The organism is Streptomyces sp. NPDC052109 (assembly GCF_040680195.1).
GTDB lineage: Bacteria > Actinomycetota > Actinomycetes > Streptomycetales > Streptomycetaceae > Streptomyces.
The window spans coordinates 280924-303647 of the sequence record NZ_JBFAWF010000004.1; the positions used below are offsets into that span (position 1 = coordinate 280924).

The following is a 22724-nucleotide window of genomic DNA, read 5'->3' on the forward strand; positions in this document are numbered from 1 at the left end:
CGGCGGCGGGCTCGATGCTGCCGCGCCGGGGGCGGTGGCGCCACAGAAGGGTCCTCTCGTGAATGCGGGCTGCGGGCGCGCCGACAGTGAGGGCCCGCCCAGATACCTCAGACAGATAAGAGAGACGTTAAGTTGCAGTAAGTCCGACGTGATCTAGGCAACATCGCGCAACCGTCGGACAAGTTAGGACAAACACCGGGGCCGTTCGGCAGCTACTCGGGCAGCGGGGTGAGCGGCTTCAGGCCGTCCGAGCCCGCGCCGCGGTTCAGCAGGGTGCCCTCGGTGCGCTCGAAGGCCAGCCGCAGCCGCGCCCTCCGGGTGGCGGTGAGGTCGTGGTCGTCGCGCAGCGCGGCCGGCACGTCCAGCAGACGGTAGTCCCGCACGTCGTCGCCGGAGTAGGCGGCGGTGCCGCCGTCGCGGACGTTCTCCGCGTCCGGCGGGATCGTCAGCAGCGTCGGCTCGAAGCGCGGCTGGACGTCCCAGTCGCCCTTGCCGCGCTCGGTGAAGGTGAACCAGGCGATCACCCCCTCCTCGGTCAGGCCCGTGGGCACCTCGTGCCGGGCGATCTGGTTGCCCAGCCCGTAGGTGATCCAGGTCCCGTCGACCTTCTCCATCGGCTCCACGACATGGGCGTGATGGCCGATGACCAGATTGATGCCGGTGTTCCGGGCGATCTGGCGGGCGAAGGAGATCTGCGAGGCGGACGGCTCCGGATGGTGCTCACGGCCCCAGTGCAGGGAAAGGATCACCACCTCGGCTCCGGCCTTGCGGGCCCGCTGCTCGGCGGCCTTGATCCGGCCGAGGTCCTGCAGGTTGGCCAGCCACGGCTTGTCCTTGGGCAGCTGGTGCGGCTCGTTGAAGCCGTAGGCGAAGGAGATCTGCGCGACCTTGACGCCCTTGACGTCCATGACCAGCGGGGTGAGCGCCTCCTTCTCGGTCCGGGCGGAGCCGGTGTGCTTCACACCGGCGGCGTCCAGGGCGTCGAGGGTGCGCTTCACTCCGTCGTAGCCGTGGTCGAGGGTGTGGTTGGAGGCGGTGGAACAGGTGTCGTAACCGATGTCCTTGATGGTCGTCGCCTGCTGCGGCGGCACCTGGAAGTCCGGGAAGCCCTCGAACGGGCCCTTCGCCGGGCCCATCACCGGCTCGAAGTGACAGATCGCCAGGTCGGCCTTGCTGATCACCGGCTTGATGCCGGCCATCATCGGCCCGAAGTCGAGCCCGTCCACGCCCCGGCCCGTCCGCTTGGCGTCCTTGCGCGCCTGGTCCACCAGCTCGGGGTGCATCAGGATGTCCCCGGCGGCCGCGACGGTGAAGGAGCGCCCACCGCCCCCGGCACCGGCATCGTCCGAGAGGAGGCCACAGCCGGAGGCGGCGATCAGGGAGAGCGGGGTCAGCAGGGACAGCAGGGTCCGGCCACGGCGTCTGTTCACCGGGATATCTTGATACAACCATGAGAGCACATCGCTCACGCGCCATAACGATCGCAACACTTCTGCTGCTCGCCGCCCTCACCGGCGGTCTCGTCGCCCTGCTCCGGCCCTCGGACGGCCAGGGAGACAGGGCCGGGCGGCCCGCCCCGTCGGGAGCCGGGCAGATCGACCTGGCGCACGAGGTGGCGCAGTACACGAGCCGCTTCGGGCCCGACCGGGGCTATCTGCCGCCCGGCCGGCCCGACCGCGAGGACATCGCCGCGGCCATCGGCCTGTTGCTCGACGGTCACCGCAAACAAGCGGAACAGCGTCTTTCGCAACGGGACTTCACCGTGCGCACGGTCGTCGACCGGCCCTCCGGCCACCGCTTCACCGAGGTGGCCGACCGCACGGACTCCGCCGTGTCACCGCGCGGCTGGGGCCGGGTCTATCTCGATCTGGACCACCGCCCGAGCTGGTCGGTCCAGGTTCCGCACCCCGGCTTCGACCTGGGCACCGAACAGCTGGGCGTACGCGTGCTGCGCGGCTCCCCCGGCGGGATCCTGGTGATCGCAGGCGCACATCGCAAATCCGGACCTGGTAATTCCGCGGATGTGGCGCACCGCCGGGACACCGTTTTCCACGCCATCTGCGCCGAGCTGGCCCGCCGCGGGATGCCCGGGATCCAGCTGCACGGCTTCGCGGCTTCCGCCGTACCCGGCTACGACGTCGTCGCCTCCACCGGGGCCGGTACGGCGGCCCGTCCGGAGGGCCGCGAGCTCGCCGACGCCCTGCGCGACCACGGCTTCCGGGTGTGCCGGGCCTGGGTGCGGTCCTGCCCGCTGGAGGGCCGGACGAACGTGCAGGGCCGGGAGGCCGACGCCGACCATGTGCCGTTCCTGCACGTCGAGTTCTCGCCCGGGGTGCGCGCAGGCGGGCGCCCCGCCGAGCGAGCGGCCGCCGCGATCGCCGGGATCGCCGACCGATGGGCGGGGAAACCCGTGGCAGACTGAGTTCCCCCAAACACCCGACACATCAGGGCCATTACGGGACATGACGGATACGCCAGGCACGACGGACTTCGCCGCCGCCGAGCCCCTCCCCCTGCTCATCGTCGACGGCGCGAACGTCGTCGGGTCGGTGCCGGACGGCTGGTGGCGCGACCGCCGCGGTGCCGCAGAACGCCTGCGCGACCGGCTGGTGCCCTTGGCGGCGTCCGGCGTGGCCGGTCTGCCCGGCCCGCTGGAGCTGGTCCTGGTGGTGGAGGGCGCGGCCCGGGGCGTGGACTCGGTGCCCGGGGTGCGCGTCGAGGAGGCGCCGGGCAGCGGGGACGACCGGATCGTGGACCTCGCGGCGGCGGCCGGCGACCGTCCCTGCCTGGTCGTCACGGCCGACCGCGAACTGCGGCGCCGGGTCCAGGAACACGGGGCACAGGTGACCGGCCCCCGCACGGTGCTGAGCTGAACCACGCACCGCCCCCGCAGCCGGGCCGGGGAGCCGGAGCCGCACCGGGGGGCGCGGCCACGCACCACCGGGGCGGCAGCGGCGGCCTGCCGCCCACCGCGGTGTCGTGCAGCGGCCCCTGGGGCAGGCAGCCGCGCCCAGAGGCCGTCCGGGCGGCACTTTCGTGCCCACGGTTCGTGTGGGCGGCGAGGGGCGGCGGACATGGGAAGCACACCGTGCGGCCCCGCTGTCCCCGTCGAAGCGGGACATGCGGGGCGGGCAAACGGAAACCGCCGGTGAAGACGGTTACGGAGCGTTCCCGGCGGGCGGTCGCGGGGCCTCCCCCGCGGCGGCCCGCGCGCCCACCGCCAGCTGGCTGTGTGTGCGGCCGTAGAAGAAGTAGACGGCGAAACCGATCACCATCCAGATGGCGAACCGCAGCCAGGTCTCGGCCGGCAGGTTGACCATCAGCCACAGCGAGGCGCACACCGACAGGATCGGGAGGACCGGGACGAACGGGGTGCGGAAGGCGCGCGGCAGGTCCGGGCGGGTCCGGCGCAGGATGATCACGCTGATCGCGACGACGACGAACGCGAAGAGGGTGCCGATGTTCACCAGTTCGGCCAGCTCGCTCAGGCTGGTGAAACCGGCGACGATCGCGATGACGGCGCCGAGCAGGACGGTCGGCCGGTGCGGGGTCCTGAAGCGCGGGTGGACACGGGAGAAGAAGCGCGGCAGCAGTCCGTCGCGGCTCATCGCGAAGAACACCCGGGTCTGGCCGAGCAGCAGGATCATGCACACGGTGGTCAGGCCGACGGCGGCGCCGAAGCTGATCACGCCCGCGTACCAGGGATGCCCGATGGCCTTGAAGGCGTCGGCGAGCGGGGCCTCCACGGACAGCCGGGAGTACTTCTCCATGCCGACGACGACGAGGGAGACGGCGACGTAGAGCACGGTGCAGATGACCAGGGAGCCGAGGATGCCGCGCGGCATGTCCCGCTGCGGGTTGCGGGTCTCCTCGGCGGCCGTGGCGACGATGTCGAAACCGATGAACGCGAAGAACACCACCGAGGCGGCCGTGAAGATGCCCATCACACCGAAGTTGGCCGGCGCCCAGCCGAACATCAGCTGGATCAGCGGGGCCTTGAGATTGCCGGCGGCCGTCGCCGGCCGGGAGGGCGGGATGAACGGCGAGTAGTTGGCTGACCTGATGAAGAAGGCACCGGCGATGATCACGATCAGGACGACGATCACCTTGATGGCGACGACGAGCGAGGTGATCCGGGCCGACAGCTTCATGCCGAGGACGAGGATGCCGGTGAGCACCAGCACCAGGGCGGCGGCGAGGATGTCGAAGCCGAAGCCCGAGGCGGTGTCCCGGCCGGCCAGATAGTCCGGCAGATGCCAGCCGGCGTTGTCGAGCAGCGAGCGGATGTAACCGGACCAGCCGACCGCCACCACCGCCGTGCCCAGCGCGAACTCCAGGACCAGGTCCCAGCCGATGATCCAGGCGGGCAGCTCGCCCAGGGAGGCGTAGCTGAACGTGTACGCCGAGCCCGCCACGGGGACCGTGGACGCGAACTCGGCGTAGCAGAGGGCGGCGAGCGCGCAGACCACGCCGGCCACCACGAATGCCAGGGACACCGCCGGGCCGGCGTTGTTCTTGGCGACCTGTCCGGTGAGGACGAAGATGCCGGTGCCGATGATGACGCCGACGCCGAAGACGGTGAGGTCGAGCGCGGAAAGGGATTTCCTCAGTGAATGCTCGGGTTCCTCGGTGTCCTGGATGGACTGCTCGACGTTCTTCGTCCTGAACAGCGCGCTGCTCACGTACCTACCTCCCACGCTTGGGGGCCTCGCCGTGGCCCGTCATGATCGAGAGGGTCGGGATGCGTATGCCCCGGCACAGGCAGGTTCACGCAGACGGGCCGGTTCCGCCACCGCAAGGAGTGGCGGAACCGGCCCGTGGGGCGCGTGCCGCGTCAGTCGCGCGCGGGCTCCACCGAGTCCACCTCGGCGGCCGTACGGTCCAGGGAGGTCCCCCCGCTCGAGCGAAGCCGGGAGTGCGGGAGGCCGTCCAGCTTGGCGACGAGCCCGGTGACCTGGCGGGCGATGTCCGGGGCGGTCAGGCCGATCTCGGCGAGGACCTCGCCGCGCGAGGCGTGGTCGAGGAAGCGCGGCGGGATGCCGAAGTCGCGCAGCGGCACGTCCACGCCCGCGTCGCGCAGGGCCTGGGCGATCGCGGAGCCCACACCGCCGACACGGCTGTTGTCCTCGACGGTGACGACGACCCGGTGCCGCTCGGCCAGCGGGGCCATGGCCTCGTCGACGGGCTTGACCCAGCGCGGGTCGACGACGGTGGTGGAGATCCCCTGCTTGTCGAGCAGGGCGGCGATCTCCAGGCACATCGGGGCGAGCGCGCCCACCGAGACCAGCAGGACGTCCGGCTCGTCGGTGCCGGGCTCGCGCAGCACGTCCATGCCGCCGACGCGGCCCACGGCCGGTACGGCGGGGCCGACGGCACCCTTGGAGAAGCGGACCACGGTCGGCGCGTCGTCGACGGCGACGGCCTCGCGCAGCTGGGCCCGCACCTGCTCGGCGTCGCGCGGCGCGGCCAGCCTGAGGCCCGGCACGACCTGCAGGATCGACATGTCCCACATGCCGTTGTGCGAGGCGCCGTCGGTGCCGGTGACGCCGGCCCGGTCCAGCACGAAGGTCACCCCGCACTTGTGCAGGGCCACGTCCATGAGGACCTGGTCGAAGGCACGGTTGAGGAAGGTGGCGTACACGGCGAAGACGGGGTGCAGCCCGCCGTGCGCGAGGCCCGCGGCGGAGACGGCGGCGTGCTGCTCGGCGATGCCGACGTCGTACACCCGCTCGGGGAACCGCTTGGCGAACCTGTCCAGGCCGACGGGCTGGAGCATGGCCGCCGTGATGGCGACGATGTCCTCGCGCTCGTCGCCGAGCTTGACCATCTCGTCCCCGAAGACGGAGGTCCAGTCGGCGCCCGAGGTGGCGATCGGCAGGCCGGTGTCCGGGTGGATCTTGCCGACGGCGTGGAAGCGGTCGGCCTCGTCCTGCAGGGCGGGCTGGTAGCCGCGGCCCTTCTCGGTGAGGCAGTGCACGATCACCGGGCCGCCGAACCGTTTGGCCCGGGCCAGCGCCGACTCCAGCGCCTCGATGTCGTGGCCGTCGATCGGGCCGACGTACTTCAGGCCCAGGTCCTCGAACATGCCCTGCGGGGCGATGAAGTCCTTCAGCCCCTTCTTGGCGCCGTGCAGGGTCTCGTACAGCGGCCTGCCGACGACGGGGGTGCGCTCCAGGATGTCCTTCCCGCGGGCGAGGAACCGCTCGTACCCGTCGGTCGTGCGGAGCGTGGCCAGGTGGTTGGCGAGGCCGCCGATGGTCGGCGCGTACGACCGCTCGTTGTCGTTGACGACGATGACCAGCGGGCGGTCCTTGGCGTCGGCGATGTTGTTCAGCGCCTCCCAGGCCATACCGCCGGTGAGCGCGCCGTCACCGATGACGGCGACGACATGGCTGTCGCGCTTCTTGAGCTGGTTGGCCTTGGCGATGCCGTCGGCCCAGCCGAGCACCGTGGAGGCGTGGCTGTTCTCGATGACGTCGTGCTCGGACTCGGCCTGCGAGGGATAGCCGGACAGCCCGCCCTTCATCTTCAGCTTGGAGAAGTCCTGCCGGCCGGTGAGCAGCTTGTGCACGTAGGACTGGTGGCCGGTGTCCCACAGCACCTTGTCCTTCGGGGAGTCGAAGACGCGGTGGAGAGCGATGGTGAGCTCGACCACGCCCAGGTTGGGGCCGAGGTGGCCGCCGGTCTTGGAGACGGCGTCGACGAGGAAGGTCCGGATCTCCTCTGCCAGCTGGTCCAGCTCCTCCTGGCTGAGCCGGTCCAGATCGCGCGGTCCCCTGATGCGGGTCAGCAGCGGCACCCGTGCCTCCTTGCAGTAGAGCTGATCTAGCTTTCGCCGGGCTCGCCCGAGTCTAATGTTCCGGCTTTACGACACACGACAGCGCCCGGCACGTTCGATGCGCCGGGCAGAGCGGAAAGGGGCGCGGGGAACCGCGCGGCCGGTCTCGGGGGACCGGCACACGCGGGACGCCCACGCCCCTACGACGACACAGCGCTGTTACGCGCGGCCGGCCGTCTTCTGCGTCTTACGGGTGATGGAGTCGATCACCACCGTGGTCAGCAGCACAGCCGCGGTGATCATGTACTTCACCGGCTCCGCGATGGACTCCAGCTGCAGACCGTACTGGATCGAGACGATCACCAGCACACCGAGCAGCGCGTTCCAGGTGCGGCCGCGGCCACCGAAGAGCGACGTGCCACCGATCACCGCCGCGGCGATCGCGTTCATCAGCAGGTCACCGGTACCGGCGCTCTGGTTGGCCGAGGCGATCTTCGAGGCCAGGAACAGACCACCGATCGCGGCGAAACCGCCGGAGATGGCGAACACGGAGATCCGCACCGCGGTGACGTTGATACCCGCACGGCGGGACGCCTCGACGCTGCCACCGAGCGCGAAGATCTTGCGGCCGTAGGCCGTGCGACGCAGCACGAAGTCGGTGCCGACCAGGAAGGCGAGGAAGATCACCGTGGCCAGCGGCAGGCCCTTGTACTGGTTGTACATGTAGGCCGCGGCGAAGGAGATCACGGCCAGCAGCACGGTCCGCAGGATCGTGTCGCTGAGCGGGCGGAACGGGACGCCCACGGCCTCCCGGCGCCGGTTGCCGAGGAAGGAGGTGAGGAAGAACACGGCCACCACGACCACGGCGAGCCCGTAGGCGGCGGCCACGTCGGAGAAGAAGTACGTGGTCAGCTTGCCGACCAGGCCGTTCGAGTCGAGGTTGATCGTGCCGTCCGAGCCCAGCACCTTCAGCATGAAGCCCAGCCAGAACAACAGGCCGGCCAGCGTGACGGCGAAGGCGGGGGCGCCGAGCACCGCGAAGAAGAAGCCGTGCAGCGCGCCGATGGCGATGCCGGCGGCGATGGCGATCAGCACGGCCGCCCACTCGGGCCAGCCCTGGTTGACCGCGAGGACGGCCGCCAGGGCACTGGCCGCGCCGCTGACGGAGCCGACCGACAGGTCGATCTCACCGAGCAGCAGCACGAAGACGATGCCGACCGAGATCATGCCCGTGCCGACCATCGTGACCGTGATGTCGCTGAGGTTCTGCGCGGAGAGGAACTCCGAGTTCAGCAACTGGAAGATGACGCAGATGATCGCGAGGCCGACGATGACCGGGAGGGAGCCGAGCTCACCGGCCTTCATCTTGCGCTTGAACTCGTGCCAGTAGCCGAGCAGGCCCTCTTCCTGGACCAGCAGGCGCGGGTCGACCGCGGTGACCGCGGCGGCCGCGGCCTCGGGGTTCTCGACGACGGGGTCGTCCTGCGACGGCGTCTCGTCGACGTTGGCGGAGGTCTTGTCGATGCTCACTTGGAAACCTCCCCGTTCACGCCGGAGGTGCGGGCCGCACGGCGGGTCACTGCGTTGTCGGTGGCGCCGGTGATGGCGGAGATGATCTCCTCCTGCGAGGTCGTCTTGACCTCGAAGACGCCGTTGTTGCGGCCGAGGCGCAGTACGGCGACCTTGTCGGCCACCGCCTTCACGTCCGCCATGTTGTGGCTGATGAGGATGACGGCGTGGCCGCGCTCGCGCAGACGCTCCACGAGGTCGAGGACCTGGGCGGTCTGCTCGACGCCGAGGGCGGCGGTGGGCTCGTCGAGGATCACCAGCTTGGGCTCGCCGAGCATGGAGCGGGCGATGGCCACCGTCTGGCGCTGACCGCCGGAGAGCGAGGCGATCGGGATACGGACGCTGGGGATGCGGATCGACAGCGTGGTGAGCAGCTCGCGGGAGCGGCGCTCCATCTCGACCTCGTCCAGGACGCCCCACTTCCTCAGCTCACGGCCGAGGAACAGGTTGCCGACGACATCGATGTTGTCGCACAGCGCGAGGTCCTGGTAGACCGTCGCGATGCCCAGTGCCTGGGCGTCGTGGGGCCTGCTGATGGCGACGGGCTTGCCGTCCCACTCGATGACACCCTCGTCGATCGGGTGCACGCCGGCGATCGTCTTGACCAGCGTGGACTTTCCGGCGCCGTTGTCGCCCACCAGGGCGACCACCTCACCGGCGTGGACCTCAAGCTCTACGTCGGTGAGCGCCTGAACGGCACCGAACCGCTTGGAGACCCCGCGCAACGCCAGCACGGGCGTAGCGGACACGTGAACCATCTCCTTCGCCGCCTGACCCGGCGGGAGGTTGTGCAGAAAGATTGGGGGGTGTTCCGTCCGGCGCCCCGCGCCGAGCTTGCGGGGCTGTGTGAGTCGCGGGACGCCGGAGGAGCCGGGAGCAGTCAGTCGGCTTCCCTACGGGCATTCAAGGACGAACGCCCGCTTCCGGGAAGGGACTTGACGCTGCTTACTTCAGGCCGAGCTTGGCGCAGGCCGCCTTGTAGTCGGCGGTGCAGATGTCGGCGACGGTGTAGACGCCGTCCTTGATGACGGTGTCCTTGATGTTGTCCTTGGTCAGCGCGGTGACCGGGACGAGCACCGACGGGACGTCCTTCTGGGAGTTGCTGGAGACCTTGTCCTTGGCGATGGAGTCCAGCGGCTTGCCCTGGGCGAGCGCGACGGCCATCTCGGCGGCGGCGTCGGCCTCGGGGGCGTACGGCTTGTAGACGCTCATGTACTGGGTACCGGCGACGATGCGCTGCACACCGGCCAGCTCGGCGTCCTGGCCGGTGACCGGGACCTTGATGCCCGCGGCGCTGAGGGCGGTGATGATACCGCCGGCCATGCCGTCGTTGGCGGAGTAGACACCCGCGATCTTGTCCTTGCCGACCGCGGAGATCGCCGCCTCCATCTCGGAGTTGGCATTGTCCGGCGACCACTCCTTGGTGTCGTACTCCTTGGCGATGGTCACCTTGCCGTCGAGGATCTTGTGGGCGCCGGCCTTGAACTGGGCGGCGTTCGGGTCGGTGACCGAGCCGTTGACCATGACGATCTTGGAGGACTTGGTGGCCTTGCTGCCCAGCGCCGTCAGCAGGGCCTGGCCCTGGGTCTCGCCGACCTTCTCGTTGTCGAAGGAGGTGTAGGCGCTGATCGGGCCCTCGGCCAGGCGGTCGTAGGCGACGACCTTGATGCCGGCATCCACGGCCTTCTGCACGGAGTTCTGGATGGCCTTGGCGTCCACCGCGTCCACGATCAGGACGTCCACCTTGTTGGTGATCATGGTGTCGACCTGCTGGGCCTGCAGGTTCGCGTCCTGGTGGGCGTTGTTGTACTGGAACGTCGCCTTGTTGTTCGTCAGCTCCTGGATCTTCTTCTCGATCAGCGGCTTGTCGAACTTCTCGTAACGCGCGGTCTTGTTCTCCGGAAGCAGGAGACCGACCTTGATGTTGTCGCCCTTCTTCGGCGACGAGGAGGAAGAGCTGCCGCCCTTCGAGTCCTTGGCACTACCACAGGCGGCCAGCGAGACCGCCATCGCCCCAGCAGCAATAGCAACGGCGGCACGACGCATACGTGCGTTCACTTCAGAAACCTCCCTGACGAGGCCGCGTCGTTGCGGCCGAGGTGGCTGGAAGTCAACTCGGCCACACGTGCGACGTCAAGAAGTAAATCCTTAACGAGATGGCAACGGTGCCATCCGTTCTCTAAGTGAAGGCAGGGGCCGCCACGGGCAACGTCCCGTCCAAAAGGGTCGAATCGCCCATCTCGCTGAGGGCCAGGGCGAGCGCCCCGAGCACCTCCGCACGGCCACCAAGTGCCCCCGGGAGAACGGACAGTTGGCGCGCCGCGCTGGGAATGGCGTAGCGGCCGACGGACTCCCTGATCGGCCCGAGCACCAGCTCACCGGCCTCGGCGAGATCACCGCCGAGGACCACCCGGCTCGGGTTCAGCAGATTGCACAGGTTGGCCACCCCGCTGCCGATGTGACGGCCGACGTCGGCGATCACCCGACGACAGCCCGGGTCTCCGTCCCTGGCCAGCCGTACGACGCCTTCCATCGTCAGGTCGGGGCCGTGGCTGGGCTGGAGCAGCGGGAGCACATAGCGCGCGGCCGCGAAGGTCTCCAGGCAGCCGCGGTTTCCGCAACGGCAGACCGGACCGGATTCATCGAGTGTAATATGCCCTATTTCTCCGGCAGTGCCGCCCGGGCCGCGATAGATCTTCCCGTCGATCACCAGACCGGCGCCGACACCGCTCGCGACCTTGATGTACGCGAGATCCCGGACACCCTTCCCGCTGCCCCAGACCAGCTCGCCGAGGGCGCCGAGGTTGGCGTCGTTGTCCACGTGCACGGGCACGCCGAGCCGGTCGCGCAGCTCCTCGGCGGGCTTGGCGCCGGTCCAGCCGGGCAGGATCGCGGTGGATCCCAGGGTCCCCGACTCCACGTCGATGGGGCCCGGCACGCCGAGACCCACGCCGGCCACCTTGGAGCGGTTCACCCCCGTCGCCGCGATCAGGCGGCTGACCAGCTCTTCCGCCCGGTCGAAGCCCTGCGCGGCGGAGGCGTCGACGTCCAGCGGCTCGGCTTCCTCGGCCAGTACCTGATGGGCGAGGTTCCCGATCGCGACGCGCAGATGGGTGTGCCCGAAGTCGACCCCGATCACAATGCCGGCGTCCCCGCTCAGACTGACGCTGCGGGCCCGCCGCCCGCCCGCCGACGTGGGCGTGACCTCGACGGTTCCGCCGTCCTTCAGCTCCCGCACGATGTTGGAGACGGTCGCGGCGGACAGACCGGTCGTCCGCGCGATCTCCGCCTGCGTGAGGGACCCGGCCAAGCGCACGGCACGTACGACCCGCTCCAGGTTGGCTCGGTGCAGCGACGACTGCGACCCTGGAGTCTCCACGACGACCTCCTGAGCGCGAGGCCGCTTCGGCGAGGCCCCGCGTATGTCCAACTAGTGAACTCTAAGCTGAGCCGTTCGGGGTCACTTACGTCAAGAGGTTGAACCGTTTCCGGGTGGGCGGACACAGCGGCGCACGCCGTCCCCGGAGGTGGGGACGGCGTGCACTCGGACGGTCGCGGAGCGTTCGGCTACTTCAGGGTGGCCGAGGTCAGACCCGCCTGCACCTGGCGCTGGAAGGACAGGTAGACGACCAGCATCGGGATCATCGCGATGGTCACACCCGCGAACAGAACCGGCAGGTCGGAGGCGTACCCCTGCTGCTGTTGCAGCTGGATCAGCCCCTGGGTGAGGACGTAGCGCTCGGGGTCGGAGCCGCTCTGCGGCTGCATGAGCACCGTGGGCAGGATGAACTGGTTCCACTGGCCCAAAGTGTTGAAGATCCCGACGCTGATCAGGCCGGGCCTGGCCATCGGCAGCATCACCTGGAAGAAGGTCCGGGTGTGCGAGGCGCCGTCCAGGACCGCCGCCTCGAAGACCGCCGTGGGCAGGGTCCGGAAGAAGGCGTGCATGAAGAAGACCGTGAACGGCATCGAGTAGGCGATGTAGACCAGGATCAGGCCCTGGTAGGTGTTCAGCATGTCCAGCCGCTTGACCATGAAGAACAGCGGCACGAGGGCCAGGAACACCGGGAACATGGCACCGGCGACGAAGAAGTAGTACAGCAGCCGGTTGCCCCAGAAGCGGTACCGGGCCAGGACGTAGGCGGCCATCGATCCGAAGAGCATGGTCAGCGGCACCGAGAACACCAGGACGATCACGGTGTTCAGGAAATAGTCCCCGATGCCCTTGTTCCAGGCCCGCCGGAAGACGCCGAACGACCAGTCGTGCGGCCAGCCGAAGGCGGAGCCGCCGATCTGGGCGTCGGTCTTGAAGGAGCTGAGCACCAGCCACAGCAGGGGCAGCACGATCAGCAGGGCCCACACGGCGAGGAAGCCGTGCGAGAAGACGTTCAGGACCACACCCTCGCCGCGCCGGTCGCCGGGACGGGCGGGCGCCTTGGCCACGGGACCCTCGGCCGGAGCGGGGGCGGTCTCCTTGAGTGCACTCATCGTCGTTACTCCCGCTCAGAACTCGATGCGCTCGCGGCGGGTGGCGCGCAGCGTGACGACGGACAGGACCAGGGTGAGCAGCAGCATGACCACGCCCATGGCGCAGGCGTAACCGCTCTTCCCGTAGTAGAGGAAGTTGCGCATCATCACGGTCGACATCACATCGCTGTGATGGTCGGGACCGCCGCCGTACGCACCCATGTTCTGGGTCATGGACGACACCAGTACGAACATGTCCATGGCGACAATGCCGAGGTAGACCCAGGCGGTCTGCACGGTGTCCCACAGCAGCGGCAGGGTGATGCGGAAGAAGGACTGGTTGCGGCTCGCCCCGTCGATCAGGGCCGCCTCGTATATGTCCCGCGGGATGGACTGCATGGCGGCCGAGAACAGCACCAGATAGAAGCCGACACCCTGCCAGATCACGGCCACCATCAGGGCGCCCAGGACCAGGCTCGGCTCGTTCAGCCATTCCACCGGGTTGTCGGCGTCGACCAGACCGATCTTGATCAGCACGCCGTTGAGCAGGCCGCCGCCGTCGCTGCGGTACACCGCGTTGAACAGCACGGCGAGAATCGCCAGCGACAGCACCTGGGGGAAGAAGTAGACGATTTTGTAGAACGAGGATCCGGCGACACCCTGCACCCCGCCGGCCCTGCCGCGCCCGCCCGCGTTCAGCATGAAGGCGAAGAACAGGGCGAGCAGAATCGTGATCACCGGGATGAAGATCAGGAACAGGATATTGTGCCAGATCGCCTCCAGGAACACATCGTCCTGGAACAGCGCCTTGTAATTGTCCAGGCCGACGAAGCTGAAGGTCTGCGACTGCCCCTTCCAGTCCGTCAGTGAATAGCCGAACGTCTGGACGTACGGCCAGATCACGAAGATCAGATAAAGCGCCACGGGAACGAAGAGAAACCCCGCGACGAACCGGTACTGCCCTCTGCGCATACCTGCCCCCGAAATTCCGGTCAGCATCAACGCCCCGAAAGGGACGCGGGCGAGATCACTATGCGGCTTCCGCCGCGCGGGCGCGACGAGCCACAACGGACCGCACCCGCAATCACACCCGCGCCCCTACGGCGCCGAGGCGAATCTACTCGTGCCGGTTCTTCTTCGACGCCGGGTCCTTGGCCTGCTTGTCGACGGCGGCCTGACACCGCTTCAGCCACTCCTTCGGCTGGATCCGCTTCGCCATCAGCTCATTGGACGCGTTCTGAATCGCCGTGTCCATCTCGCTGTACCAGTCGGGATACAGGTACCGGAAGGTGTTGGAACCGGCCGCCTTGGAGGCCTCCACCGTGGACTGCGTGCCGGGCCGCAACTGCACGCTCGGGTCGACACCGTCCTTCAGGATGGTCAGCGAGTTCGCCTCCTTGGCGAACAGCGTCGACCAGTCCTTGGACAGCATGCGCCGCATGAACTCCTTGGCGCCGGGCAGGTTCGCCGCCTTCGCCGGGATGATGAAGGGCTCGCCGGAGCCGGCCCGGATCGCCTCGAACGGCATCTTGCCGCCGGGCAGCACCGGCATCGGCAGGAACTTCATGTCGAAGTCGGTCGGCGTCTGCTTCAGCTGCTCGTTCTCCAGCCAGGAGCCGCAGGTGATGAACGCGGCCTTGTACTGGTTCCAGCGGGTCTGCGACTCGGTGTGGGTCAGGCCGTTGGTGCCGGGCATCAACAGGCCCTTCTCCACGACCTCGTAGATCGCCTCGATGCCCGCCTGGGCCGCGTCGGAGCCGACGAACGCCTTCGGGTCCAGGTTGTCGATCGCCTTGACGGCGTCGATGCCGCCCTTCTTGGCGATGAGGTCCATGATGGCGACGTTGATGTAGTACGGGTACTTGCCCTGGTGCGCGAGGCCGCCGATGCCCTGCTTCTTGGCGTCCTGGCAGATGGCGAGGAAGTCGTCCCAGGTCTTCGGCGGCGTCCAGCCCTTCTGCTTGAAGAGCTTGCCGGAGTACCACAGGCCCCACACCGTGTAGATGTAGTTGAGGGCGACGACCTTGCCCTCCTGGATACCCGGGTCGAGGGTGCCGGGGATCAGGGTGTCGCGGACCTTCTTGCTCGGGTCGTCGACCGACGGCGTGTCGAGGACCTCGGAGAGGTCGAGCAGGGAGTCGTTCTTGTAGAGGACGTCGATCTTGATCTGCTGGGCGCCGGAGTCGTCCACGATGTCCGGCGGGTTGCCGGCGTTGAAGCGCGGCTGCAGCTTGCCGGTGATCTCCTGGGTGCCGGTGTGGGTCGAGGTGATGCCTAGCTTCTTGCTGAAGTCGGCTTCCCACGCCTTGGCGTAGTCGTCGCCGTATCCGCCCTTGAAGACGACGACGTCAAGTTTGCTGCCGCTCTTCGCGCCGAAGGGGTTGTCCTTGGACGCCTTTCCCTTGGTGTTGCCCTCGTCCGAGTTGCCGCCGCCTCCGCCGCCGCTGGCACAGGCGGACAGCAGGCCCATTCCGGGGGCCGCCACCAGGCCGAGGGCGGCCGAACGCTTGATCAGATCGCGGCGGCCGACGCCTTCGCCACCGTGGTGCGCAGTGGATCCCATCCTCAAGTCCTCGCCTTCTTCAGGACTCAGGCGGTGAACCGGATCCTCCCCGGCACCGCGGTCGGGTAGTGCTGGGTTGTGCAGGGTCATGCTGGAAGTGCCGACAGGTATAGTCCAGTTCCGGTCAGCGGAGCAAGATCGAATACATGGTTCGCGATGGGTCTTTTCCGAGTTGAGACCTCGAGGAAATGTGAGCCCCCGATGTCTGCCCTGTGCGAAAAACTCTCGACATAAGTGCCTGAATGCCACACCCAACACCCTTGACATCACGGGCCACTTGACGCCCTACTGGTTCCTGCGCACCGAAGTTGACAACGTTGTCCAGAGCGGTCGCAGGAGGGGAAATCCGTAGATGCAGCGGAGAACGCGGCACAGATGGGGTCCGGCGGTCGTCCTCACGGCCGCCTTTGTCATGGCCGCCGGCGCACAGGGCGCGGCGGTCGCCCTGCCCGCCAAGGCTCCGGCCGCCGACCGGGAGTTCGCATCCTCGTTCGAGACGGGGGATCCGGCACCGGACTGGCTGAACACCGTCGACACCGGGCCGGACGGCGGCAAGCGCGCCTCGGGTGTCGACGGCGGCTACAGCACCGGCATCCCGGGCAACGTGACCGACCACGTCACCGATGTCCGGGCGAGCGGCGAGAACACGGGCGCCGGCGAGGTGAAGGAGAACCTGGTCGACGGCGAACCCGGCACCAAGTGGCTGACCTTCGAGCCCACCGGCTGGGTCGAGTTCGACCTCGACAAGCCCGTCAAGCTGGAGACGTACGCGCTCACCTCGGCCAACGACTACGACGAGCGCGACCCGAGGGACTGGACGCTGCTCGGCTCCACCGACGGCAAGGACTGGAAGACCGTCGACACCCGCGCGGGCGAGAGCTTCTCCGAGCGCTTCCAGACCAAGTCGTACGACCTGGCCCAGCCGGCCGAGTACCAGCACTTCCGGCTGGAGGTCACGAAGAACAACGGCGGGGACATCCTTCAGCTCGCCGATGTGCAGTTCTCCACCGGCGGCGGGGGCGGGCCGGTGCCGCAGGACATGCTGACGCTGGTCGACAAGGGCCCGACCGGCTCGCCGACGGCCAAGGCGCGGGCCGGGTTCACCGGCAAGAGGGCGCTGCGCTATGCCGGTCGGCACACGGCGGGCGGCCGGGCGTACTCGTACAACAAGGTCTTCGACGTGAACGTGAAGGTCGGCGGCGACACCGAGTTGTCGTACCGGATCTTCCCGCAGATGGCCGACGGCGACCGGGACTACGACGCCACGAACGTCTCCCTCGACCTGGCCTTCACCGACGGCACGTATCTGAGCGACCTGGGCGCGCTGGACCAGCACGGGTTCCCGCTGTCGCCGCGCGGGCAGGGGGCGTCGAAGTCGCTGTACGTCAACCAGTGGAACAACGTGGTCTCGCGGATCGGCTCGGTGGCGGCCGGCAGGACGGTCGACCGGATCCTGGTGGGCTACGACTCCCCCGACGGGCCGGCGAAGTTCCGGGGCTGGATCGACGACGTGGCGCTGCGGCAGGTGGCGCCGGAGCGGCCGAAGGCGCATCTGTCGGACTACGCGCTGACCACGCGCGGCACCAACTCCAGCGGCAGTTTCTCGCGCGGCAACAACTTCCCGGCGACGGCCCTTCCGCACGGTTTCAACTTCTGGACACCGGTGACCAACGCGTCCTCGCTGAGCTGGCTGTACGAGTACGCACGCGCGAACAACGACGACAACCTGCCCACGATCCAGGCGTTCAGCGCGAGCCACGAGCCGAGCCCGTGGATGGGTGACCGGCAGACGTTCCAGGTGATGCCCTCGGCCGCGTCCGGCACCCCGGACACCGGCCGCGAGGCTCGCGAACTGCCGTTCCGGCACGAGAACGAGACCGCGCGGCCCTACTACTACGGAGTCCGCTTCGAAAACGGCCTCAAGGCCGAGATGACGCCCACCGACCACGCGGCGGTGCTGCGCTTCACCTACCCCGGCGACGACGCGAGCGTGCTGTTCGACAACGTCACCGAGCAGGCGGGGCTGACCCTCGACAAGGAGCACGGGATCGTCACCGGTTACTCGGACGTGAAGTCGGGCCTGTCGACGGGCGCCACACGGCTGTTCGTGTACGGCGCGTTCGACAAGCCGGTGACCGACGGCGGATCGAGCGGGGTGAAGGGTTACCTGCGTTTCGACGCGGGTGCGGACCACACCGTCACCCTGCGCCTCGCGACCTCGCTGATCAGCATCGACCAGGCGAAAGACAATCTGCGCCAGGAGATCCCGGACGGCACCTCCTTCGACACGGTGAAGGCGCGGGCGCAGCGGGTCTGGGACGGGCTGCTCGGCAAGGTGGAGGTGGAAGGGGCGACCCCGGACCAGCTCACCACGCTGTACTCCAGCATGTACCGGCTGTACCTGTACCCGAACTCGGGCTTCGAGAAGGTCGGTGACAAGGACCAGTACGCCTCCCCCTTCTCCCCGATGCAGAGCCAGGACACCCCGACCCACACCGGCGCGAAGATCGTCGACGGCAAGGTGTACGTCAACAACGGTTTCTGGGACACCTACCGGACCACGTGGCCGGCGTACTCCTTCCTGACGCCCTCTCAGGCGGGCGAGATGGTGGACGGCTTCGTGCAGCAGTACAAGGACGGCGGCTGGACCTCCCGCTGGTCCTCACCCGGTTACGCCGACCTGATGACCGGTACCTCCTCGGACGTGGCGTTCGCGGACGCCTACGTCAAGGGCGTGCAGTTCGACGCGAAGGCGGCCTACGAGGCGGCCCTGAAGAACGCGACCGTCGTCCCGCCGGTGTCGGGCGTGGGCCGCAAGGGCATGAGCACCTCGCCGTTCCTCGGCTACACCAGTACCGCCACCTCCGAGGGCCTGTCCTGGGCCATGGAGGGATACGTCAACGACTACGGCATCGCGAAGATGGGCGAGGCCCTGTACAGGAAGACGGGCGAGAAGCACTACGAGGAGGAGTCCGAGTACTTCCTCAACCGCGCCCGGGACTATGTGAACCTGTTCGACCCCAAGGCGGCGGGAGGCTTCTTCCAGGGCCGTGACGCCCAGGGCGCCTGGCGTGTCGACTCCTCGAAGTACGACCCCCGTGTGTGGGGGTACGACTACACGGAGACCAACGGCTGGGGTTACGCCTTCAGCGTCCCGCAGGACAGCCGGGGCCTGGCCAACCTCTACGGGGGCCGGCAGGCCCTCGCCGACAAGCTGGACGCTTTCTTCTCCACCCCGGAAACCGCCTCGCCGGACTTCGTCGGCTCCTACGGCGGCGTCATCCACGAGATGACCGAGGCACGGGACGTCCGTATGGGCATGCTCGGGCAGTCCAACCAGGTCGCGCACCATGTGTCGTACATGTACGACGCGGCCGGCGAACCCTGGAAGACGCAGGCGACCGTGCGCGAGATCCTGTCCCGGCTCTATGTCGGCAGCGAGATCGGGCAGGGCTACCACGGCGACGAGGACAACGGCGAGCAGTCGGGCTGGTACCTCTTCTCCGCGCTCGGCTTCTATCCGCTGGTGATGGGCAGCGGTGAGTACTCCATCGGTTCCCCGCTGTTCAAGAAGGTCACCGTGCACCTGGAGAACGGCCGCGATCTGGTGGTGAAGGCGCCGAGGAACAGCGCGAAGAACGTCTACATCCAGGGCGTGACGTTCAACGGCCGCCCCTGGAACTCCACCTCGCTCCCCCACTCGCTGCTGTCCAGGGGCGGGGTGCTGCAGTTCACCATGGGCGCCGAGCCGTCGACGTGGGGGACGGGCAAGGACGCGGCCCCGGTCTCCATCACCCAGGACGACAAGGTGCCGGTGCCCCGGTCCGACGTCCTGAAGGGGGACGGCCCGCTGTTCGACAACACGTCGGCCACGGACGCCACGGTCACGTCGGTGGACCTGCCGGTGGCCGGGGCCGTGAAGCCCGTCCAGTACACGCTGACCTCGTCGACGGACCACACCAGGGCGCCGACCGGCTGGACCCTCCAGGGTTCCACGGACGGCACCACCTGGCAGACCCTGGACCACCGCTCGGGCGAGACGTTCACCTGGGACCGCCAGACCAGGGCGTTCACCATCGCCACGCCGGGCACGTACACGAAGTACCGCCTGGTCCTGGACGGCGAGTCGACGCTGGCGGAGGTGGAGCTGCTGGCCTGACGCGGACGGAAGAAGGGGGGCGGGCCCGTGCGGGTCCGCCCCCCTGTTCATGTGGTCCGTCGGCCGGGCGGCCGCCGGGTGAGCCGGGCCTGGCCCAACCCCTTCCGAGGTCGGCGCACGCATCACCGGTCCCACAAGCCCCACGGACAGCAAGCTGTGCCACCGGTGACACCAAGTGGGTTGACATCGTTGTCCGTTGAGGCGGTAAAGTCGTGTGCAAGCAAGACAACGTTGTCTCGGCCCATTGTGGCCGATCTCACAAGCCTGCACCGCCCGGGCGGGTGTTCACCCCCCTCAGCCGCCCGGCTCGCGGACCCGGTGGACACGACCACCGGGTCCGCCCAGAGCGACCGATCGCAGGACGAAACAGGCTCGCCACCTTTGTGGCCAGAGGGGCGAGAGTCTTCTTGTGTGGCGAATGAGGCGACGAAAATGTGCCCGCCTCCGGGATCGGCCATAGGCAACAGAACCTCCCGGTGCTACAAATGCCGCATGTGGGACGTATCCGCCCGGCTCGGTCGTAGCTCCAGGCGCTCCAGCGCCGTCAGGAGCCGGCGCAGCGTCGCCGGGCAGGTCTTCCTTCTGCAGGTGGCCCTGGTGGTCCTGCTCGTGGTCTGCGGCGTCATCGCGCTCGTGCTGCAGTCGGAACACGACACCAGCAGCGAGGCCAGGCGCCGGTCCATCGCCGTCGCGCAGACCTTCGCGCACTCCCCCGGCGTGCTGCAGGCGCTGCGCGCACCCGACCCGACCAAGGTGCTCCAGCCCCTCACCGAGGCGGCACGCAAGGCCGCGGGCGTCGACTTCATCGTCGTCATGAACACCAACGGGATCCGCTACACCCACCCCCTGCCGAGCAAGATCGGGCACCGGTTCGTCGGCCAGATCGGTCCCTCACTGGCCGGGAAGGTCTACACCGAAGAGGTCCACGGACCGCTCGGCCACGAGGAACAGGCGACCGTTCCCGTCTTCGGCGCTCACGGCAAGGTCGCCGCGCTCGTCTCCGCCGGACTCAAGGTGAAGAACGTGACCAGCGAGGTGAACCGCCAGTTGCCGATCATCCTGGCCGCCGGGGCCGGGGCGCTGGTGGTGTCGACCGGCGGCACGGCCCTGGTGGGCCGGCGGCTGCGGCGGCAGACGCACAGCCTGGCGCCGGACGAGATGACCCGCATGTACGAGCACCACGACACGGTGCTGCACTCGGTGCGCGAGGGCGTGCTCATCGTCGGGGACGACGGGCGGCTGCTGCTGGTCAACGACGAGGCCAGGCGGCTGCTGGAGCTGCCCACCGACGCCGAGGGCAGCGATGTGCGGGAGCTGCCGGGCCTCGATCCCGCGACGGCGGACCTGCTCGCCTCCGGGCGCGCCGCCTCCGACGAGGTGCACTTCGCGGGGGGACGGCTGCTGGCGGTCAACCAGCGGCCCACCAACCGCGCGGGAGGCCCCTGCGGCACCGTGGCCACGCTCCGCGACTGCACCGAGCTCCAGGCCATCACCGGCAGGGCCGAGGTGACACGGGAGCGCCTGGAGCTGCTGTACGACGCGGGGCTGGGCATCGGCAGCAGCCTCGACGTGATCCGGACGGCCGAGGAACTGGCCCGGATCGCCGTACCCCGCTTCGCCGACTTCGTCACCGTGGACCTGGCCGACGCCGTGCTGCACGGCGAGGAGCCGGCGCCCACGGCGACGGGCATGCGGCGCGTGACCGTGGGCGGCATCCGGGACGACCACCCCCTCTACGAGAAGGGCAGGCTGATCGACTTCCTGCCCTCCACCCCGCAGGCCCGCGGCTACCGCGCCGGCCGTTCCGAGCTGGTGACCGACCTGTCGGACGCGGACGACTGGACCGCGCAGGATCCGCAGCGCGCCCGGCAGATCCTGGACTACGGCATCCACTCGCTCATCGCCGCCCCCATCCAGGCGCGCGGCATCGTGCTGGGCATGGCCAACTTCTGGCGGTCCAAGGGTGAGCCCTTCGACGAGGAGGAACTGTCGCTGGCGGAGGAGCTGGTGGCCCGGGCGGCGATCAGTATCGACAACGCCCGCCGGTACACCCGCGAGCACGCCCTGGCCGTGACCCTCCAGCGCAGCCTGCTGCCCCGGGCGCTGCCCGCGCAGAGCGCCCTGGACGTGGCCTACCGCTATCTGCCCGCCCAGTCGGGGGTGAGCGGCGACTGGTTCGACGTGATCCCGCTGCCGGGCAGCCGGGTGGCGCTGGCCGTCGGCGACGTGGTCGGTCACGGTCTGCACGCCGCCGCGACGATGGGCCGGCTGCGGACCGCGGTGCACAACTTCTCCACTCTCGACCTGCCGCCCGACGAGCTGCTCAGCCACATGGACGACCTGGTCGGCCGCATCGACCAGGACGAGGCCTGCCCCGAGACGGCCGGTGAGATCGTGGGCGCCACCTGCCTGTACGCGATCTACGACCCGGTGACCCGCCGCTGTGTGATGGCGCGTGCCGGACATCTGGCGCCCGTGCTGGTCCTCCCCGACGGCACTGCCACGTTCCCCGATCTGCCGGCCGGCCCACCGCTGGGCCTGGGCGGCATGCCGTTCCAGGCGGCCGAGTTCGAGGTGCCGGAGGGCAGCCAGCTCGCCCTGTACACCGACGGCCTGGTCGAGGACCGCTCGCGCGACCTGGACGTCGGCATGGAGCTGCTGCGCCGGTCGCTGGCGGGCCATCCCGACCGGGCGCCGGAGGAGACCTGCCGGGCGGTGCTGGAGGATCTGCTGCCGGAGCGTCCCACCGACGACATCGCCCTGCTCATCGCGCGCACCCGGGTGCTGCCGCCGGAGCGGGTCGCCGACTGGGACGTGCCCGGCGATCCGGCCGCCGTGTCGGGGATGCGCGCCGCCGTGTCCGAGAAGCTCGCGGAGTGGGGCCTGTCCGAGCTGGGCTTCGGGATGGAACTCGTGCTGAGCGAGCTGATCACCAATGCCATCCGCTACGGCTCCGACCCGATCCATGTGCGGCTGATCCACGACCGCACGCTGATCTGCGAGGTGGCCGACGGCAGCAGCACCTCGCCGCATCTGCGGTACGCGGCGACCACCGACGAGGGCGGACGGGGCCTGTTCCTGGTCGCGCAGCTGGCCGAGCGCTGGGGCACCCGGTACACCCCGCAGGGCAAGGTGATCTGGGCCGAGCTCGCGGTGCCGGACCTCGGTGAGTTCCTCGCGGACTGAGG

Annotated in this window: 14 protein-coding genes; 4 read left to right on the forward strand and 10 right to left on the reverse strand. The window is 69.0% G+C overall.

Features of this window, described 5'->3' with window-relative positions; all coding sequences use genetic code 11:
- Positions 1-212: 212 nt before the first annotated feature.
- Positions 213-1430: a CapA family protein gene (locus tag AB0L59_RS12265; RefSeq protein WP_365581996.1), complete on the reverse strand. Its 1218-nt coding sequence runs from the start codon at positions 1428-1430 to the stop codon at positions 213-215.
- A gap of 20 nt (positions 1431-1450) precedes the next feature.
- On the opposite strand from AB0L59_RS12265, the gene AB0L59_RS12270 reads away from it, so the two are divergent.
- The gene (locus AB0L59_RS12270; RefSeq protein ID WP_365581998.1) at positions 1451-2422 is read left to right on the forward strand and encodes a hypothetical protein; all 972 of its coding nucleotides are present in this window, start codon (positions 1451-1453) and stop codon (positions 2420-2422) included.
- A gap of 40 nt (positions 2423-2462) precedes the next feature.
- Entirely contained in the window at positions 2463-2873 is a 411-nt protein-coding gene (locus AB0L59_RS12275) for an NTP pyrophosphohydrolase (protein ID WP_365582000.1), read from the forward strand.
- Between the two features lie 285 nt (positions 2874-3158).
- Here the strand turns inward: AB0L59_RS12275 and AB0L59_RS12280 are convergent, their stop codons facing one another.
- The 9 genes from AB0L59_RS12280 to ngcE form a co-directional block, all read right to left on the reverse strand.
- A complete protein-coding gene (locus AB0L59_RS12280) occupies positions 3159-4682 on the reverse strand; it encodes an amino acid permease (protein WP_365582002.1) in 1524 nt (507 codons plus the stop codon).
- A gap of 152 nt (positions 4683-4834) precedes the next feature.
- Positions 4835-6799 (reverse strand): 1-deoxy-D-xylulose-5-phosphate synthase, encoded by a 1965-nt coding sequence (dxs, locus tag AB0L59_RS12285; RefSeq protein ID WP_365582004.1) that lies wholly within the window; start codon positions 6797-6799, stop codon positions 4835-4837.
- Between the two features lie 198 nt (positions 6800-6997).
- Entirely contained in the window at positions 6998-8308 is a 1311-nt protein-coding gene (locus AB0L59_RS12290) for a sugar ABC transporter permease (RefSeq protein ID WP_365582005.1), read from the reverse strand.
- On the reverse strand, positions 8305-9105 hold the full coding sequence (locus AB0L59_RS12295; RefSeq protein ID WP_365582006.1) for an ATP-binding cassette domain-containing protein: 801 nt from the start codon (positions 9103-9105) through the stop codon (positions 8305-8307). The genes AB0L59_RS12290 and AB0L59_RS12295 overlap by 4 nt, the downstream gene beginning before the upstream one ends.
- A 187-nt stretch (positions 9106-9292) precedes the next feature.
- Positions 9293-10393, reverse strand: coding sequence for a substrate-binding domain-containing protein (locus tag AB0L59_RS12300; RefSeq protein ID WP_365582197.1), 1101 nt, complete (start codon positions 10391-10393; stop codon positions 9293-9295).
- 133 nt (positions 10394-10526) lie between these two features.
- On the reverse strand, positions 10527-11726 hold the full coding sequence (locus AB0L59_RS12305) for an ROK family transcriptional regulator (protein ID WP_365582007.1): 1200 nt from the start codon (positions 11724-11726) through the stop codon (positions 10527-10529).
- 188 nt (positions 11727-11914) lie between these two features.
- Entirely contained in the window at positions 11915-12835 is a 921-nt protein-coding gene (locus AB0L59_RS12310) for a carbohydrate ABC transporter permease (protein ID WP_365582009.1), read from the reverse strand.
- 15 nt (positions 12836-12850) lie between these two features.
- Positions 12851-13786, reverse strand: coding sequence for a sugar ABC transporter permease (locus tag AB0L59_RS12315; protein WP_365582011.1), 936 nt, complete (start codon positions 13784-13786; stop codon positions 12851-12853).
- A gap of 145 nt (positions 13787-13931) precedes the next feature.
- Positions 13932-15377 (reverse strand): N-acetylglucosamine/diacetylchitobiose ABC transporter substrate-binding protein, encoded by a 1446-nt coding sequence (ngcE, locus tag AB0L59_RS12320; RefSeq protein ID WP_365582013.1) that lies wholly within the window; start codon positions 15375-15377, stop codon positions 13932-13934.
- A 352-nt stretch (positions 15378-15729) separates the two neighbouring features.
- Between ngcE and AB0L59_RS12325 the strand changes: the two genes are divergently transcribed.
- A complete protein-coding gene (locus AB0L59_RS12325) occupies positions 15730-19536 on the forward strand; it encodes a GH92 family glycosyl hydrolase (RefSeq protein WP_365582014.1) in 3807 nt (1268 codons plus the stop codon).
- 492 nt (positions 19537-20028) lie between these two features.
- Positions 20029-22722, forward strand: coding sequence for a SpoIIE family protein phosphatase (locus AB0L59_RS12330; protein ID WP_365582016.1), 2694 nt, complete (start codon positions 20029-20031; stop codon positions 22720-22722).
- Positions 22723-22724 lie beyond the last annotated feature (2 nt).

What these genes read in the sequence shown, in the direction of transcription:
- AB0L59_RS12325 (WP_365582014.1), top strand. Translation starts at nt 15,730, where the DNA reads ATGCAGCGGAGAACGCGGCACAGATGGGGTCCGGCGGTCGTCCTCACG.
- AB0L59_RS12315 (WP_365582011.1), bottom strand. Translation starts at nt 13,786, where the DNA reads ATGCGCAGAGGGCAGTACCGGTTCGTCGCGGGGTTTCTCTTCGTTCCC.
- AB0L59_RS12295 (WP_365582006.1), bottom strand. Translation starts at nt 9,105, where the DNA reads ATGGTTCACGTGTCCGCTACGCCCGTGCTGGCGTTGCGCGGGGTCTCC.
- AB0L59_RS12310 (WP_365582009.1), bottom strand. Translation starts at nt 12,835, where the DNA reads ATGAGTGCACTCAAGGAGACCGCCCCCGCTCCGGCCGAGGGTCCCGTG.
- AB0L59_RS12275 (WP_365582000.1), top strand. Translation starts at nt 2,463, where the DNA reads ATGACGGATACGCCAGGCACGACGGACTTCGCCGCCGCCGAGCCCCTC.
- ngcE (WP_365582013.1), bottom strand. Translation starts at nt 15,377, where the DNA reads ATGGGATCCACTGCGCACCACGGTGGCGAAGGCGTCGGCCGCCGCGAT.
- AB0L59_RS12330 (WP_365582016.1), top strand. Translation starts at nt 20,029, where the DNA reads ATGTGGGACGTATCCGCCCGGCTCGGTCGTAGCTCCAGGCGCTCCAGC.
- AB0L59_RS12270 (WP_365581998.1), top strand. Translation starts at nt 1,451, where the DNA reads ATGAGAGCACATCGCTCACGCGCCATAACGATCGCAACACTTCTGCTG.
- AB0L59_RS12300 (WP_365582197.1), bottom strand. Translation starts at nt 10,393, where the DNA reads ATGCGTCGTGCCGCCGTTGCTATTGCTGCTGGGGCGATGGCGGTCTCG.